This is a genomic window from Streptomyces sp. NPDC101776 (assembly GCF_044766845.1).
Classification (GTDB): Bacteria; Actinomycetota; Actinomycetes; order Streptomycetales; family Streptomycetaceae; genus Streptomyces.
This window is the reverse complement of the sequence record NZ_JBIWMV010000003.1, coordinates 177572-190909: the sequence shown is the minus strand read 5'-3', so window position 1 is coordinate 190909 and position 13338 is coordinate 177572. Positions and strand designations below refer to the sequence as shown.

Here is a 13338-nt window from a genome sequence, read left to right as displayed (position 1 = left end):
TGTGGCAACGATCCTGAAGCACGCCGTGCCCAAGTCAGAGGTGGCCGCCTCCCTCGACCAGGTGCGGGAGACCGTGACCGGCGTCATCGCGGACATCCGTGCGCGCGGCGACGAGGCGGTACGCGCCTACTCCGAGAAGTTCGACAAGTGGAGCCCCGACTCCTTCCGGCTGACGGACGAGGAGGTCGAGAAGATCGTCGCGTCGGTGCCGCAACAGGTCATCGACGACATCCGCTTCGTCCAGGAGCAGGTGCGCACCTTCGCCCGCCATCAGCTGGACTCCCTGCGGGAGTTCGAGGTCGAGACCCTTCCTGGTGTGCGGCTCGGCCAGAAGCACATCCCCGTGCAGGCGGCCGGCGCGTACATCCCCGGTGGCCGCTACCCGCTCACCGCCTCCGCCCACATGACCATCGTCACCGCCAAGGTCGCGGGCGTGCCCCGGGTCGTCGCCTGTACGCCGCCCATCCACGGCGAGATCCCGGCCGCCACCGTCGCCGCCATGCATCTCGCCGGAGCCGACGAGATCTGGCTGCTCGGCGGAGTGCAGGCGGTGGCCGCCATGTCGGTCGGGACGGACACGATGCGGCCGGTCAATCTCATCGCCGGGCCCGGCAACGCCTATGTCGCCGAGGCCAAGCGGCAGCTCTTCGGTGAGGTCGGCATCGACCTCTTCGCCGGGCCGACCGAGATCCTCGTCCTCGCCGACGAGCAGGCCGACCCGTTCGTGTGCGCCGTCGACCTGCTCTCCCAGGCCGAGCACGGCCCGGACTCCCCGGCCGTCCTCATCACCACCTCCCGCGAGCTCGCCGAGAAGACCATCGCCGAGGTGGAACGCCTGCTGCCCGGCATGCCCACCCGCGACTTCGCCGAGCCCGCCTGGCGCGACCACGGCCAGGTCCACGTCGTCGACACCCACGACGAGCTGTACACGCTCGCCGACGCGTTCGCCTTCGAGCACGTCGAGGTGCTGACCGCCGAACCGCGCCTCGCGCTGGAGCGCATGACCCAGTACGGCGCCCTGTTCCTCGGCGAGGGCACCTGCGTGTCGTTCGGCGACAAGGTCATCGGCACGAACCATGTGCTGCCCACACGTGGTGCCGCGCGCTATACCGGCGGCCTGTGGGTGGGGAAGTACCTCAAGACGGTCACCTATCAGGAGGTCACCGACACCGATTCCCAGGCGCTGCTCGGCCGGCTGTGCGGACGGGCGGCCCGCGTCGAGCTGTTCGAGGGCCACGCACGCTCCGGTGACCTACGTGCCGCGAAGGCCGCGGGCGACGAGCTGCCCTGGAACACCCCGTGACCGCAGAACACCCCGTGACCTCGGAGCATCCCGTGGCCTCGGAACACCGCACGGCCTCGGACCCCCGCAGGCCCCTCGACGGGCGTACGGCACTGATCACCGGCGGCGGCGGACCGCTGGGCCGTGCCTTCGCGCTGGGCCTCGCGGACGCCGGGGCCCGGGTGATCCTGGTCGGGCGCAACGAGGCGGCGCTCGCCGAGGCTGCGGCCCGTGTGGTCAAGGACGGCGGACAGGCCCGTACGGCCTCCTGCGATGTCTCCGACCCGTCGGCCGTCAGCGCCCTGGCCATCCAACTCACCGACGAGGACGTGTCGTTGCTCGTCAACAACGCCGGAGTCGCGGGCCCGGTCCGCCCGCTCGTCGACATCGAGCCGGACGAGTGGGACGACGTGTTCGCCGCCAACGTCCGGGGCGTGTATCTGATGTGCCGGGCCTTCCTGCCGCCGATGCTCGCGGCCGGGCGCGGTGACATCGTCAACGTCGCCTCGGTCAGCGGGAAGCGCCCGCTGCTCAACCGCACCCCGTACACCGCCTCCAAGATGGCGCTGCTCGGCCTGACCCGGACCCTCGCCGGGGAGGTCGGACCGCGGGGGATCGCGGTCAACTCCCTTTCCCCGGGGCCGGTTCGGGGTCCGCGCATGGACCGCAACTTCCGGCTGACCGCCGAACTGACCGGCTGCACGGTCGCCGAGGCCGAACGCGACTTCGCGTCCCGGGCAGCCCTCGGCCGGCTCGTCGAGGAGCATGAGGTCGCCCAGGCGTTGGTGGCGATGCTCGCGATGCCCGGCCTGTGCGGGGCGGACATCGACCTGTCGGCGGGGATGATCGCCCCGGCGTAGCGGAACCGCGTGCGGGAAACGGTGAGGTGGACGGCCCGTGAGCCGCCCGCCTCACCGCCGTGTTCCGGCTCGTCCGCCCCCTATGACGACTCTGTGTGACGGCCATGAACTGGTCGGCGTGATCCGAGGCATCGGACTCCCATATGTGTGTGCCGCCCGCCTATTCCCTGGTTCTCGTGGCTGCTTAAGTCCCTCGTGCGCACCTTCGGTGCCTCCGCCGGGCCCGTCCGCATCCCGCGTTCGACGGCCGGCCGGTCACACTGCGCAACGGCGCATCGATCCCTGGGAAGGCAAGCAATGACGCTGATCACCCGACGCTCGGTCCTGATCGCCGGTACCGCCACGGCCGGAGCCGTACTGGTGCCGGCGGCCTCCGCCACCGCCGCGCCGACGGCCAAGAAGGCTTCGGGCACGCGGATCTCGGTCGCATCCGGCGAGACGTACACGGTCGCCGCGACCACCCGCGTGAGCGAACTGTCCATCGCGTCCGGCGGGAAGATCGTCGCCCCGGACGGCTCCAGCCTCTCGCTGACCGTCGACGGAGTGGAGACCGGCCAACTGCTCACCGCCACCGGCGCCACGGCCACCCTGATCCAGGCCGGCACCTACCGGGGTGACGTCGTCCTGACTGTCGCCGCGGCCAACGAGGTGACGTACCAGACGCTCACCTTCCCGTTCCGGCAGGCGGTGTACGTCGACGGCGACGGCGTGGTCAAGGACAAGTCCGTCCTCGCGGCCGTCCTCGGCGGCAAGCTGACGGACGCCTACGCCAGGAACGTGTCGATCACCTCGACCGGCGAGTGCTTCGACGGCGTGTACGTCCAGGACGCCACCTACACGCTCGACCGGCCCTCCATCTCCCTGACGGGCAACGGCCGTTCCGACTTCGCGGGCTACGGCGCCGCGGTCGTCGGCGACGGCTCCTCGACCACGCTGGTCGTGGACGGCGCCCGGATCGACACCAGGGGAGTCGTCCGCACCGCCGTCATCGCCGACGACGGCGCCAACGTCATCGTCAAGGACTCCGTCCTGCGCACCCGCAACGGAGCTCTGCCCGCCGACTACCAAGCCACCGTGGAAACGCCGTACATGGAGTCCGTGCCCTGGATGCTCGGCCTCGACGGCAACGTCCGCGCCACCAACCTCATCGGCGCCAACAGCAAGGCCACCTACCTCAACTCGACCGTGTTCTCCGAGACTTGGGGCGCCCTGTCGGTCGAGGGCGGCAGCGGACTCAAACTGACCGCGATCAACAGCCACTTCGGCAACACGGGGGAGTACGGCTACGGCACCTACGCCATCGGCGACGCGACCGTGCGCGTGCTCGGCTCGCGGCTCGACGTCGGCAGCTACGCGACCATCATCGCGGGCCCCGCCGCCGTCGTGCACTACGGCGACAGCACCAGGGCCGCCGTCTCCGCGCTCAACACCGAGCTGGAACTCGGTCTGTCCAAGGCCGAGTTGGCGTCGATTCCGGTGCGCAGCACCGTGGTGGACTCCGGGCACTTCGGCTACATGTTCTTCGGCACCGGCCAACTCACCCTCGACGGCGGCACGGTGATCAACTCCGAGCGGGCCACCTTCCTCAACAAGGGCCAGCAGACCACGATCAGCGTCGACGGCTCCCAGGGCGCCCGGCTCAACCCGCGCGACGGGATCATCCTCCAGATGATCGAGCTGGACGACCCGGGCCCGGTGCCGGTCGACGGCAAGATGATGAACATCGGCGTCTACACCGAGCCCACCGGCGACCCGACCAAGGACGCGAGCTTCGACCCGACCGCCGTGCACACCACCGACGGAGCCGCCACCTTCAACTCCATAGTTGTGAAGGGCGACTTCTACAACGGCATGCGCAAGGGCAAGAACATGGTCCTCACCTTCGAGGGCTCCCGTGTCGAGGGCGTCATCTCCGCGTCGACGGCCAAGCACCGCGTCTCCAGCATCGACGCGTCGACCTTCTACGAGCTGGGCATCGTCGCCAACACCGTGGGAGCCGCCGTCAACAACGGCGCGATCGTGCAGCTCAACAGCGGCTCGGCCTGGACGGTCACCGGCACCTCGTACCTGACCCGGCTCGCCCTAGCCGCCGACGCGACCGTCAGGGCGCCCCGGGGCAAGAAGGTCACGCTGACGGTCGACGGGACGGTCACGGCCATCACACCCGGCCGGACCTACACCGGTGCGCTCACGCTGACCGTCGGGTAAGGCGCGTCGGAGGCGCGGCACTCACGCGAGCCGCGCCTCCGCCTCCTTGGCGATCGTCTCGAACTGCGCCGCCATGGCCGCCTGGAGGGCCTGGGCGCCCGACAGCGGACGGACCATGACCGTCAACTCGTCGATCAATCCAGCCTCGTTGACGTGGATGAAGTCGCAGCCGGTCAGCTCCCGGTCGCCGATCCGCGCGGCGAACAGCAGCGCGTGGTCGGCGCCGTCCGGGTCGCCGATCTCCCGCTCGTACCGGAAGTCCTCGAAGACCCGCGCGACGGCGTGCAGGATCGCCGCGGTGATCGCCTTCCCCGGATACGGCTTGAACACGACCGGGCTGGTGAAGACCACGTCCTCGGCCAGCAGCGCCTCGACGGCGTCCATGTCCTGCGCCTCGACCGCCTCTCGGAACGCACGCATCGGCTCACCTCATAGTCAATTTGTTGAGTAGGTGTGGATGAGACTAATCAACGGCTGTTAGCGTGTCCACATGTCCCTCAAGTACGCGGTCCTCGCGGCCCTCCTGGAAGGGGAGGCCTCGGGCTACGAGCTGGCGAAGGTGTTCGACGTGTCGCTGGCGAACTTCTGGCCCGCGACACCGCAACAGCTCTACCGCGAACTCGAGCGCCTCGCCCAGGACGGGCTGATCGCGGCCCGGGTCGTACAGCAGGAACGCAGGCCCAACAAAAGGATGTTCACGCTCACCGAGGCCGGCCGGCGCGAGCTCGACACCTTCGCCGCCGAGCCGCCCCGGCGCCCCACCGCCATCCGCGACGAACTCCTCATCAAGATCCAGGCCATGGACGGCACGGACCCCGCCGTCACCCGGGAGCTGATCGAGGAGCGCAGGTCGTGGGCGCGCGGCAAGCTCGACCGCTACGAGCGCGTACGGGACCGGCTGCTCGGCGGCCGGACCGAGGAGGAGTACCTCCGGGACGCCGAGCGCGTCGGGCCGTATCTCACGCTCATGGCCGGGATCGCCTTCGAGGAGGAGAACCTGCGCTGGTGCGAGCGCGTTCTCGCGATCCTCACGCAGCGGGTTGCCCTAGGCTGACCCGGATGTTCAGCCCCGAAGGCCCCAGTCTGCGCGAACTCGCCGTCCAGGCACTGTCGTCCGTCGAGCACGGCTACGACCTCCTCGCGCCCAAGTTCGACCACACCCCGTTCCGGACACCGGCCCCGCTGCTCGACGCGGTCGCCGCCATGCTGGAGCGCGTCGGCCCCTTCGACGACGGACTCGACCTGTGCTGCGGCACCGGCGCGGGCGCCGACGTGCTGACGAAGGTGTGCCGCGGGAGCGTCACCGGCGTCGACTTCAGCGCGGGCATGCTCGCGGTCGCGCAGGGGCGTCCCCGGGCCGCCGGTCCGCGTGTCTCGTGGGTGCGGGGCGACGCCCGGGCCCTGCCGTTCGCGCCCGCCTTCGATCTGGTGGTGAGCTTCGGGGCGTTCGGTCACTTCCTGCCGCGCGAACTGCCGGGGCTGTTCGTCCAGATCCACTCCGTGCTGCGGCCCGGCGGCCTGTTCGCCTTCCCCGTCGTCGCGCCGCCGCGGCTCACCTCTCCCGCGTACTGGATGCTGTCCGGCTTCGACGCCGTGATGAAGGTGCGCAACGCCGTCTGGCGACCGCCCTTCGTCATGTACTACCGGGACTTCCGACTCGGCTTCGTGCGACGGGAGTTGGAGCGGACCGGCTTCGCCGTCGACCAGTACGCCCTGCCCGAGTTCGGGCGCCGGGGCGACGGCAGCCCCCGCGTCCGCATGGTCGCGGCGCGACGGCTGCCGTAGCGGCTGGGGTGGGTGTCAACTGGTCGCGGACGCCGCCGACTTGATGACCTTCGTGACCAGGTCGGGGCGGGAGATCATCACCACGTGCGAGGCGTCCACCACGACCGTGTGCGAACCGGCCCGCTCGGCCTCGAAGCGCTCCAGGTCGGGTGCGATCGCCCGGTCCTGCGCCGCCACGACCGCCCACGAGGGGATGTCGTGCCAGGCCGCCGCCGTGGTGACGTCCGTGAACGCGGCTGAGCTGATGGGGCGTTGGGAGGCCCCCAGCAGTGCGGAGGTGGACGCCGGGAGGTCCGCGGTGAACACCGCGTGGAACTTCGCCGTCTGGATGGCCAGATCGGTACCGCCCGCGCCGTCGGGCAGCGGCTGCAAGGCGTCGTTCAGTTGCGAACCGGGGAACCGCGCGGCGAGTTCGCCCAGTTGCTCGCCCTTGTCGGGCACGAAGGCCGCGACGTAGACGAGCGCCTTCACGCTCGGGTCGCCCGCGGCCGCCTGGGTGATCACCGCGCCGCCGTAGGAGTGTCCTACGACGACCTTCGGGCCGTCGATCGTCTTGAGGAGCGCGGAGAGATAGCCGGCGTCGGCGGTCAGCCCGCGCAGCGGATTGGCGGGCGCCACGACCGTGTAGCCCGCCTTCTGGAGCCGGGAGGCCACGGCCGACCAACTGGACGCGTCGGCGAACGCGCCGTGCACGAGGACCACGGTCGGCTTCGGTGCGGGGTGCTTGCCTCCGGTGGCGGGTGCCGCCGAGGCGGGGAGAGCGGTGGCCGCGAGGGCGCCGGCCGCGGCAGCCGCGCCGAGGAGCAGGGGTCTACGGGAAATCGTCATCGGTCAGCTCCGGGTGAAGTCGGGGAGATCGGTGTCGAACGCTTGCTCGTAGGTGCCGGTCCGGGATCAGGCGTAGCGGCGCACGAACGGCAGGGCGGTGTCCGCGACTTCCTGCCAGCCGCTGTCGATGGTCAGCGCGTGGCCCCGGCCCTTGATATCGGTGATACCGGTGACGCCCTTGTTGTGCTGCTGCTTCCAGTAGGAGGCGTTGGCGATCGACCAGGGCACGAGATGATCAGGAGCGGGCCGCGCTCGGGGTTCTCCGTGTCGACCCGATGGCGGTTGGCGGGGTTGCCGAGGACCGGTGCGGAGGAGCGCAGTGCGGACACCGGCAGCGGCAGCACGCCCCGGAACGGCGCCGGGTCGATCGCCACGGACACGGCGGACAGTCCGCGCCCGGCGAGGATCTGTGCTGTACGTCGACGTGGGTCATGTTCGGAAGTATGCGGCGGGAGAGGCCCAGGAGTCCGTCATATGACCGCACTTGGCGGAGATCGGCGTGATTGCCGCGCCACGGGTGTTCTCCTACGCTGAATCGCGTGTGGTCAAGAGTGCCGTCCGGGAACGGAGTTGCGCATGCTCAGCAAGGGTGAAGCGGGCGAGGCGGTCCGCCTGGCCAAGGTCAAGACCGGTGTCACATGGGCCCAGTTGGCCGAGGCCGTGGGCCGACCGCTCGCGTGGACCACGGCGGCGCTGCTCGGCCAGCACCCCATGACCAAGGACGAGGCGGCGACCGCCGCGGCCCTCCTCGAACTCGGTGAGGACGCCGTCCTCGCCTTCCAACTCCAGCCGAACCGGGGCGCGTTGGACGCGGCCGTGCCCGTGGACCCGACGATCTACCGGCTCTACGAGGTCATTCAGGTCTACGGCCCCACCATCAAGGAACTGATCCACGAGCAGTGCGGCGACGGCATCATGAGCGCCATCAACTTCCGCCTCGACGTCAGCCGTGTGCCCGACCCGGCCGGTGACCGGGTCGTCATCACCCTCGACGGGAAGTACCTCCAGTACCAGTGGGAGTGACCATGAGGTGCTCCTCGGCCCAGACGGCCAGCGCGGCGAGAGGGATCAGGAAGGCGTCGCCGTGCGGGGTGAGGGCGTAGGAGCGCTGCGGGGTGCGGGTGAGGAGGCCGGCGGCGGCCAGTTCGTGCAGCCGGTCGGCGAGCATGCGGTCACTGATGCCGGGCACCCGTTCGCGCACCTCACCGAACCCTGCCGGGCCCCTGGCCAGCGCGGCGAGGACGAGGCCGCTCCAGCGTCTGCCGAGCAGGGCGAACGCGTGGGTCAAGGCCTCGACCGTCGGCGGGAGTTCGGGGTGCTCGGGGTTCGCCGAGTAGGGCTGGTTCGTCATACGGAGGCTCCAAGGGGCGCGGCGGACGTACGCGCCCGTGGTGCCCCGCCGCACCGGGCTGCGGGGCACCACGGGCACGGTCTTCGCGCCGGTTCGACGTGATGGTGCCTGGATGTGTGGGGGCTCAGCCCATGTGGACCGGGGCGGCGCCTTCGGTGTGCTGCTGCCTGCCCGCGTCGACGGCGAACGCGGTCACGGCGGCACCGGCCACGAACACGACCCCGGCGGCGACGAAGGCCATCGTGTAGCCGTGGGTGAGAGCGTCACCGGCCTTCGAGACCAGGCCCAAGTCCCTTGTGGCCAGGCCTCGGTAGAGCGCGGAGGCCGCATGCGGCAGTTTGTCGTCGGCCGCGGAGTTCGAGATCGTCGACAGGACGGCGAGGCCCAGGGCGCCGCCGATCTGCTGGGCCGTGTTGAGCAGGGCCGAGGCGATGCCGGTGTCCTGATGGCCGACACCGCTCACCGCGCCGAGCGTCATTGGGACGAAGCTCATGCCCAGACCGAGAGCGGTGACGAACATGGCGGGCATCAGATGCCCGGCGTAGGACGAGTCAGGCTCCAGGGTGGCGAACCAGAACATGCCGACTGCCGCGAGCAGGAGGCCCGGTGCGGCGATGAGCCGGGGCGCGATGTGGGCGACGAGCTTGGAGCTGATGCCCGCCGCGGTGGCCATGCCGAAACTGAACGGGAGATAGGCGAAACCGGTCTTGATGGGGCTGTAGCCGAGGATCAGCTGCATATAGAGGGTCAGGAAGTAGAAGAACGCGAACATGCCCGAGCCGATGAACAGCATGGTGGCGTAACTGCCCCACCGATTACGGTCGTTGAACAGGCGCAGCGGCATCATCGGGTCCGGCGTCCGGGCCTGGAGGAACAGGAACGCCGCCAACAGGACGGCGGCGACCGCGAAGCAGCCCAGCGTGAGGCCGTTGGTCCAGCCGTGTTCGCCGCCGCGCGTGATGCCGTAGACCAGGGAGATCAGGCCGCCGGTCCCGGTGACGGCGCCGGGGACGTCGAGGCGGCCGGGGTGGCGCTGCGCCTCGACGAGGCTGCGGGTGCCGGCGAGGACGGCGAGGCCGATGGGGATGTTGACGAAGAACACCCAACGCCAGTCCAGGACATCGGTGAGCAGACCACCGAGCAGCAGACCGACCGTGGCACCGAGGCCGCCCATCGCGGCGTACACGCCCATCGCCCGGTTGCGGGGCTTGCCCGCCGGGAAGGTGGTCGTGATCAGCGCCAGCGCGCTGGGTGCGGCGAGGGCCGCGCCGACGCCCTGGAGGATGCGCGCGCCGATCAACAGGCTCTCGTTCGGGGCGAGTCCACCGAGCAGGGACGCGAGGGTGAAGACGGCGATGCCCACCTGGAAGATCCGGCGGCGGCCGAACAGGTCCCCGGCCTTGCCGCCGAGCAGCAGCAGACCGCCGAAGGCCAGCGCGTACGAGTTGACGATCCACGCCAGATTCGCGTCGGAGACACCGAGGTCGGTCTGGATGGCGGGCAGGGCGATATTCGTGATGGTGGCATCGAGGATGACCATCAACTGGGCCGCCGCGATGACGAAAAGGGCGAGACCGAGATGCCGGTCTCCGGGGGTGGAACCGGAATGCTCCGGCGCCGTGGAAGTGGCGGTTGCCACGCTCTCAGCAGACATGGTTCAAGAACTCCAGGGAGTGCCGCGAACAGGGAAAGGTGAGAGTGAACGGAATCCGGTGAGAAGCGGAACACTCGCTGTGCAATCCGAGGTCGGGGCGCCGACACGGCACATCGCTCGGCCTCGGGACGAGTGCTCACCGTAGCAGCGATTCACCGTCTGTCGTGACCCGGCAACCCCCTTTCCGGTGTTGCCAATATCGCCCTTGACGAACTCGCCCATGGTGTGGGCAAAGGGAATTCGGGACGCCCGGGAATTGCCCACACTTTCCGCGAAAAAGCAAACAGCTCACACAGGTCGGCGGTTATTGAGCCGGGCCGCCTGACGGGTCAGATGGTCGCGTTCGGCGAGATTGGGAGCCTTGTGCGCCGCCTCCGCGTACAGCCGGGCCGCGGTCGACAGGTCGCCGTCGCGCTCATGAAGGTAGGCCGCCACAGCGGTGTGGCGTGGCAGCGAGTCGTCCAGCGGTGTGAGCGCGGCCAGACCCGCGCGCGGGCCGTCGGCCTCGCCGACCGCCACCGCGCGGTTGAGGCGGACCACCGGGCTGTCGGTCAGGCCGACGAGTTCGTCGTACCACTCGACGATCTGTACCCAGTCCGTCTCCTCGGCCCTGGGCGCGTCCGCGTGCAGCGCCGCGATCGCGGCCTGCGCCTGGAACTCGCCCAACTGGTCACGGGCCAGCGCGAGTTGAAGGATGGAAACACCTTCGGCGATCGCCGACGTGTCCCAGCGCCCCCGGTCCTGCTCGGCCAGTGGCACCAGGCTGCCGTCCGGCGCGGTCCGGGCGGCGCGTCGGGCGTGGTGGAGCAGCATGAGCGCGAGCAGGCCCGACACCTCGGGATGGTCGATCACACCCGCGACCTGCCGGGTGAGCCGGACGGCCTCGGCGGCGAGGTCGACATCACCGGAGTAGCCCTCGTTGAAGACCAGGTAGAGGACTCGCAGCACGGTCGCGACGTCGCCGGGCTGGTCGAACCGCACCCGGGACACGGTGCGCTTGGCCCGGCTGATGCGCTGCGCCATCGTCGCCTCGGGCACCAGATAGGCCTGGGCGATCTGCCGGGTGGTGAGCCCGCCGACGGCACGCAGCGTGAGCGCGACCGCCGACGAGGGCGTCAACGACGGGTGGGCGCACAGGAAGTAGAGCCGGAGCGTGTCGTCCGCCGCGGGCGCGTGGCCGGGCGCCGGCTCCTCGTCCACGAGATCCTCGCGCCTACGGCGGGCGGTGTCCGCCCGCGTCGCGTCGAGGAACCGCCGCCAGGCCACCGTGACCAGCCACCCCTTCGGGTCGCGCGGTGGCTCGTCCGGCCAGACCCGGACCGCCTCGACGAGCGCGTCCTGTACGGCGTCCTCGGCTGCCGCGAAGTCTGCTCCGCGGCGGACGAGGATCCCGAGCACACTCGGCGTGAGGCTCCTCAGCAGGACCTCGTTCACTTGAAGGTGCAGTCCGTGGTGGTCGAGTGCGTGCCCAGGAACGGGCGCAGCTCCAGCCACTCGTGGATCGGCTTGCCTCCCGCTCCGGGGGCGGCCGACAGCTCACCGGCCAGTTCTACGGCCCGCTCGTAGCTGTCGACGTCGATGATCATCCAGCCGGCGATGACGTCCTTGGTCTCGGCGAACGGCCCGTCGGTGACCGGCGGGCGCCCCTCGCCGTCGTAGCGGACGAACGTCCCCTCGGGCGAGAGGGCCTGGCCGTCGACGAACTCGCCGCTCTTCTCCAGCCGGGCCGCGAAGTCGTTCATGTACCGCACGTGGGCCGTGATCTCCTCGGGCGCCCACTGGTCCATGGGGACGTCGTTCACGGCGGCGGGGGCGCCGCGGTAGTGCTTCAGCAGCAGGTACTTGGCCATGGTCGTTCTCCTCGGTGCTGGTGCGACCCATTGTGGACGCGTTCACCTCGGGGACGGAGCCGGGCGCGGGTTCTCGACATCGGCGGGCAGGTTTTTTCGCCGCGAGTTTCGCGAGGGCTCTGGGGGAGGGCGGAAAGGGAGGCGTGTCCACTCCTCTTCCCTTCTTAACGTATAGCGCACCGGGGGGCTTGCGGCAAGGCCCCCGGTGTGCCGCAGAATGTCCGGCCTAAGGGCATGACCTGCGGAAATGGGAGTCGTGGAATGCGTGTGCTGTTGACGACGTGGGGATCGCGCGGGGATGTCGAACCCGTCGCGGGACTCGCGGCCCGACTGCTGGAACTCGGCGCGGAGGTGAGCGTCGCCGCGCCGCCGGACGAGGAGTTCGTGGAGCTGCTGGACAGGGCCGGTGTGCCGCTGCTGCCGCTCGGACCGTCGGTGCGCTCGGTGGTGACCGGGGCGAGGCCGCCGTCGGCGGCGACGGCGTTCCAGCTCGCGCCCGAGCTGGTCGCCGCCCGGTACGAGACGCTGCTGCCGGCGGCCGAGGGGTGCGACGTGCTGCTGGCGACCGGACTGATGCCGACCGGTGCCCGCTCGGTGGCCGAGAAACTGGGCATCCGCTACGTGTTCGCCTGCTTCCACACGGCCGGGCTGCCGTCGTCGAAGCACCGGCCGCCGTCGCGGCCCGGCCATCAGTCCTCGGCGGAGGAGACCGACATCAAGGTGCTGTGGGAGGAGGACGCCCAGCGGGTGAACGCCCTGTACCGCGAGGCGGAGAACCGGCACCGGGCGGCGATCGGCCTGCCACCGGTCGACAACGTCCGCGACCACGCGTTCACCGAGCGGCCGTGGCTGGCCGCGGACCCGGACCTGTTCCCGTGGCAGGACCAGACGGATCTCGACCTCGTGGTGACCGGACCGTGGATCCTGCCCGACGAGCGCCCGCTCCCCGCGGATCTGGAGGCGTTCCTCAAGGCGGGAGAGCCGCCCGTGTACGTGGGCTTCGGCAGCATGGCCCTGCGCACCTCGCCGGACGTGGCCCGGTTCGCCATTGAAGCGGTGCGGGCGCGGGGCCGCCGAGTCGTGCTCGGCCGGGGCTGGGCGGAGCTGGCCGCGGTCGACGACCGGGACGACTGCTTCGTGGTGGGCGAGGTCAATCACCAGGCGCTGTTCGGCCGGGTGGCCGCGGTCGTCCACCACGGCGGCGCGGGCACCACTACGGCGGCCACGCTGTCCGGTGCGCCCCAGGTGGTCGTACCGCAGATCGTGGACCAGCCATACTGGGCGGCACGGGTGGCCGAGCTGGGCATCGGCGTCGCACACGACGGGCCGACGCCGACCTACGACTCCCTGTCGGCCGCGCTCACCACCGTCCTGGCCCCAGAGATGCGGACCCGGGCCCGGATCGTGGCAGGAATGCTGCGCACCGACGGGACGACAGTGGCCGCGAAGATGCTCCTCGACCCGGCAGGCGGGGAAAGGCCGCCCACGCGCGCGTGAACCGGCCCGACCCCGAACACGAG

Annotated in this window: 14 protein-coding genes; 7 read left to right on the top strand and 7 right to left on the bottom strand. The window is 70.5% G+C overall.

What is annotated here, in order from left to right:
• Position 1 precedes the first annotated feature (1 nt).
• The 3 genes from hisD (at position 2) to ACIRRY_RS12310 (ending at position 4350) form a co-directional block, all read left to right on the top strand.
• Positions 2–1303, top strand: coding sequence for a histidinol dehydrogenase (gene hisD / locus ACIRRY_RS12320; protein WP_403971230.1), 1302 nt, complete (start codon positions 2–4; stop codon positions 1301–1303).
• Positions 1300–2142, top strand: coding sequence for an SDR family NAD(P)-dependent oxidoreductase (locus ACIRRY_RS12315; protein WP_403971228.1), 843 nt, complete (start codon positions 1300–1302; stop codon positions 2140–2142). Before hisD ends, ACIRRY_RS12315 begins: the two co-directional genes overlap by 4 nt.
• A 297-nt stretch (positions 2143–2439) precedes the next feature.
• On the top strand, positions 2440–4350 hold the full coding sequence (locus ACIRRY_RS12310) for a hypothetical protein (protein WP_403971226.1): 1911 nt from the start codon (positions 2440–2442) through the stop codon (positions 4348–4350).
• A 21-nt stretch (positions 4351–4371) separates the two neighbouring features.
• On the opposite strand, the gene ACIRRY_RS12305 is transcribed toward ACIRRY_RS12310, so the two are convergent.
• On the bottom strand, positions 4372–4770 hold the full coding sequence (locus ACIRRY_RS12305; RefSeq protein WP_403971224.1) for a nuclear transport factor 2 family protein: 399 nt from the start codon (positions 4768–4770) through the stop codon (positions 4372–4374).
• 70 nt (positions 4771–4840) lie between these two features.
• Between ACIRRY_RS12305 and ACIRRY_RS12300 the strand changes: the two genes are divergently transcribed.
• Together ACIRRY_RS12300 and ACIRRY_RS12295 are read left to right on the top strand one after the other, a co-directional pair.
• Positions 4841–5404 carry a PadR family transcriptional regulator gene (locus ACIRRY_RS12300; protein WP_403971222.1) on the top strand — a complete coding sequence of 188 codons (564 nt, stop codon included), beginning with the start codon at positions 4841–4843 and terminating at the stop codon, positions 5402–5404.
• 5 nt (positions 5405–5409) lie between these two features.
• Positions 5410–6135, top strand: a complete 726-nt coding sequence (locus ACIRRY_RS12295; RefSeq protein ID WP_403971220.1) for a methyltransferase domain-containing protein — start codon at positions 5410–5412, stop codon at positions 6133–6135.
• A 15-nt stretch (positions 6136–6150) separates the two neighbouring features.
• Here ACIRRY_RS12295 and ACIRRY_RS12290 read toward each other — a convergent pair whose 3' ends face one another.
• Together ACIRRY_RS12290 and ACIRRY_RS12285 are read right to left on the bottom strand one after the other, a co-directional pair.
• The gene (locus ACIRRY_RS12290; RefSeq protein WP_403971218.1) at positions 6151–6963 is read right to left on the bottom strand and encodes an alpha/beta fold hydrolase; all 813 of its coding nucleotides are present in this window, start codon (positions 6961–6963) and stop codon (positions 6151–6153) included.
• A gap of 66 nt (positions 6964–7029) precedes the next feature.
• Positions 7030–7191, bottom strand: a complete 162-nt coding sequence (locus ACIRRY_RS12285; protein ID WP_403971216.1) for a hypothetical protein — start codon at positions 7189–7191, stop codon at positions 7030–7032.
• A gap of 348 nt (positions 7192–7539) precedes the next feature.
• On the opposite strand from ACIRRY_RS12285, the gene cynS reads away from it, so the two are divergent.
• Positions 7540–7986 carry a cyanase gene (gene cynS / locus ACIRRY_RS12280; protein WP_403971214.1) on the top strand — a complete coding sequence of 149 codons (447 nt, stop codon included), beginning with the start codon at positions 7540–7542 and terminating at the stop codon, positions 7984–7986.
• Here cynS and ACIRRY_RS12275 read toward each other — a convergent pair.
• From ACIRRY_RS12275 to ACIRRY_RS12260, 4 genes are all read right to left on the bottom strand, one after another.
• Positions 7946–8314, bottom strand: a complete 369-nt coding sequence (locus ACIRRY_RS12275) for a winged helix-turn-helix transcriptional regulator (protein ID WP_403971212.1) — start codon at positions 8312–8314, stop codon at positions 7946–7948. The genes cynS and ACIRRY_RS12275 overlap by 41 nt on opposite strands.
• A gap of 124 nt (positions 8315–8438) precedes the next feature.
• Positions 8439–9953 carry an MFS transporter gene (locus tag ACIRRY_RS12270; protein ID WP_403971210.1) on the bottom strand — a complete coding sequence of 505 codons (1515 nt, stop codon included), beginning with the start codon at positions 9951–9953 and terminating at the stop codon, positions 8439–8441.
• 303 nt (positions 9954–10256) lie between these two features.
• Positions 10257–11402 (bottom strand): RNA polymerase sigma factor, encoded by a 1146-nt coding sequence (locus ACIRRY_RS12265; protein WP_403971208.1) that lies wholly within the window; start codon positions 11400–11402, stop codon positions 10257–10259.
• Positions 11399–11818, bottom strand: coding sequence for a YciI family protein (locus tag ACIRRY_RS12260; RefSeq protein ID WP_403971206.1), 420 nt, complete (start codon positions 11816–11818; stop codon positions 11399–11401). The genes ACIRRY_RS12265 and ACIRRY_RS12260 overlap by 4 nt, the downstream gene beginning before the upstream one ends.
• A 261-nt stretch (positions 11819–12079) precedes the next feature.
• On the opposite strand from ACIRRY_RS12260, the gene ACIRRY_RS12255 reads away from it, so the two are divergent.
• Positions 12080–13315 carry a glycosyltransferase gene (locus ACIRRY_RS12255; RefSeq protein WP_403971204.1) on the top strand — a complete coding sequence of 412 codons (1236 nt, stop codon included), beginning with the start codon at positions 12080–12082 and terminating at the stop codon, positions 13313–13315.
• The last annotated feature ends 23 nt before the right edge of the window (positions 13316–13338 follow it).

Excerpts from the sequence above, each read along its gene's own strand:
- ACIRRY_RS12310 (WP_403971226.1), top strand. The coding sequence starts at position 2,440 with ATGACGCTGATCACCCGACGCTCGGTCCTGATCGCCGGTACCGCCACG.
- ACIRRY_RS12305 (WP_403971224.1), bottom strand. The coding sequence starts at position 4,770 with ATGCGTGCGTTCCGAGAGGCGGTCGAGGCGCAGGACATGGACGCCGTC.
- ACIRRY_RS12300 (WP_403971222.1), top strand. The coding sequence starts at position 4,841 with ATGTCCCTCAAGTACGCGGTCCTCGCGGCCCTCCTGGAAGGGGAGGCC.
- ACIRRY_RS12295 (WP_403971220.1), top strand. The coding sequence starts at position 5,410 with ATGTTCAGCCCCGAAGGCCCCAGTCTGCGCGAACTCGCCGTCCAGGCA.
- ACIRRY_RS12290 (WP_403971218.1), bottom strand. The coding sequence starts at position 6,963 with ATGACGATTTCCCGTAGACCCCTGCTCCTCGGCGCGGCTGCCGCGGCC.
- cynS (WP_403971214.1), top strand. The coding sequence starts at position 7,540 with ATGCTCAGCAAGGGTGAAGCGGGCGAGGCGGTCCGCCTGGCCAAGGTC.
- ACIRRY_RS12275 (WP_403971212.1), bottom strand. The coding sequence starts at position 8,314 with ATGACGAACCAGCCCTACTCGGCGAACCCCGAGCACCCCGAACTCCCG.
- ACIRRY_RS12260 (WP_403971206.1), bottom strand. The coding sequence starts at position 11,818 with ATGGCCAAGTACCTGCTGCTGAAGCACTACCGCGGCGCCCCCGCCGCC.
- ACIRRY_RS12255 (WP_403971204.1), top strand. The coding sequence starts at position 12,080 with ATGCGTGTGCTGTTGACGACGTGGGGATCGCGCGGGGATGTCGAACCC.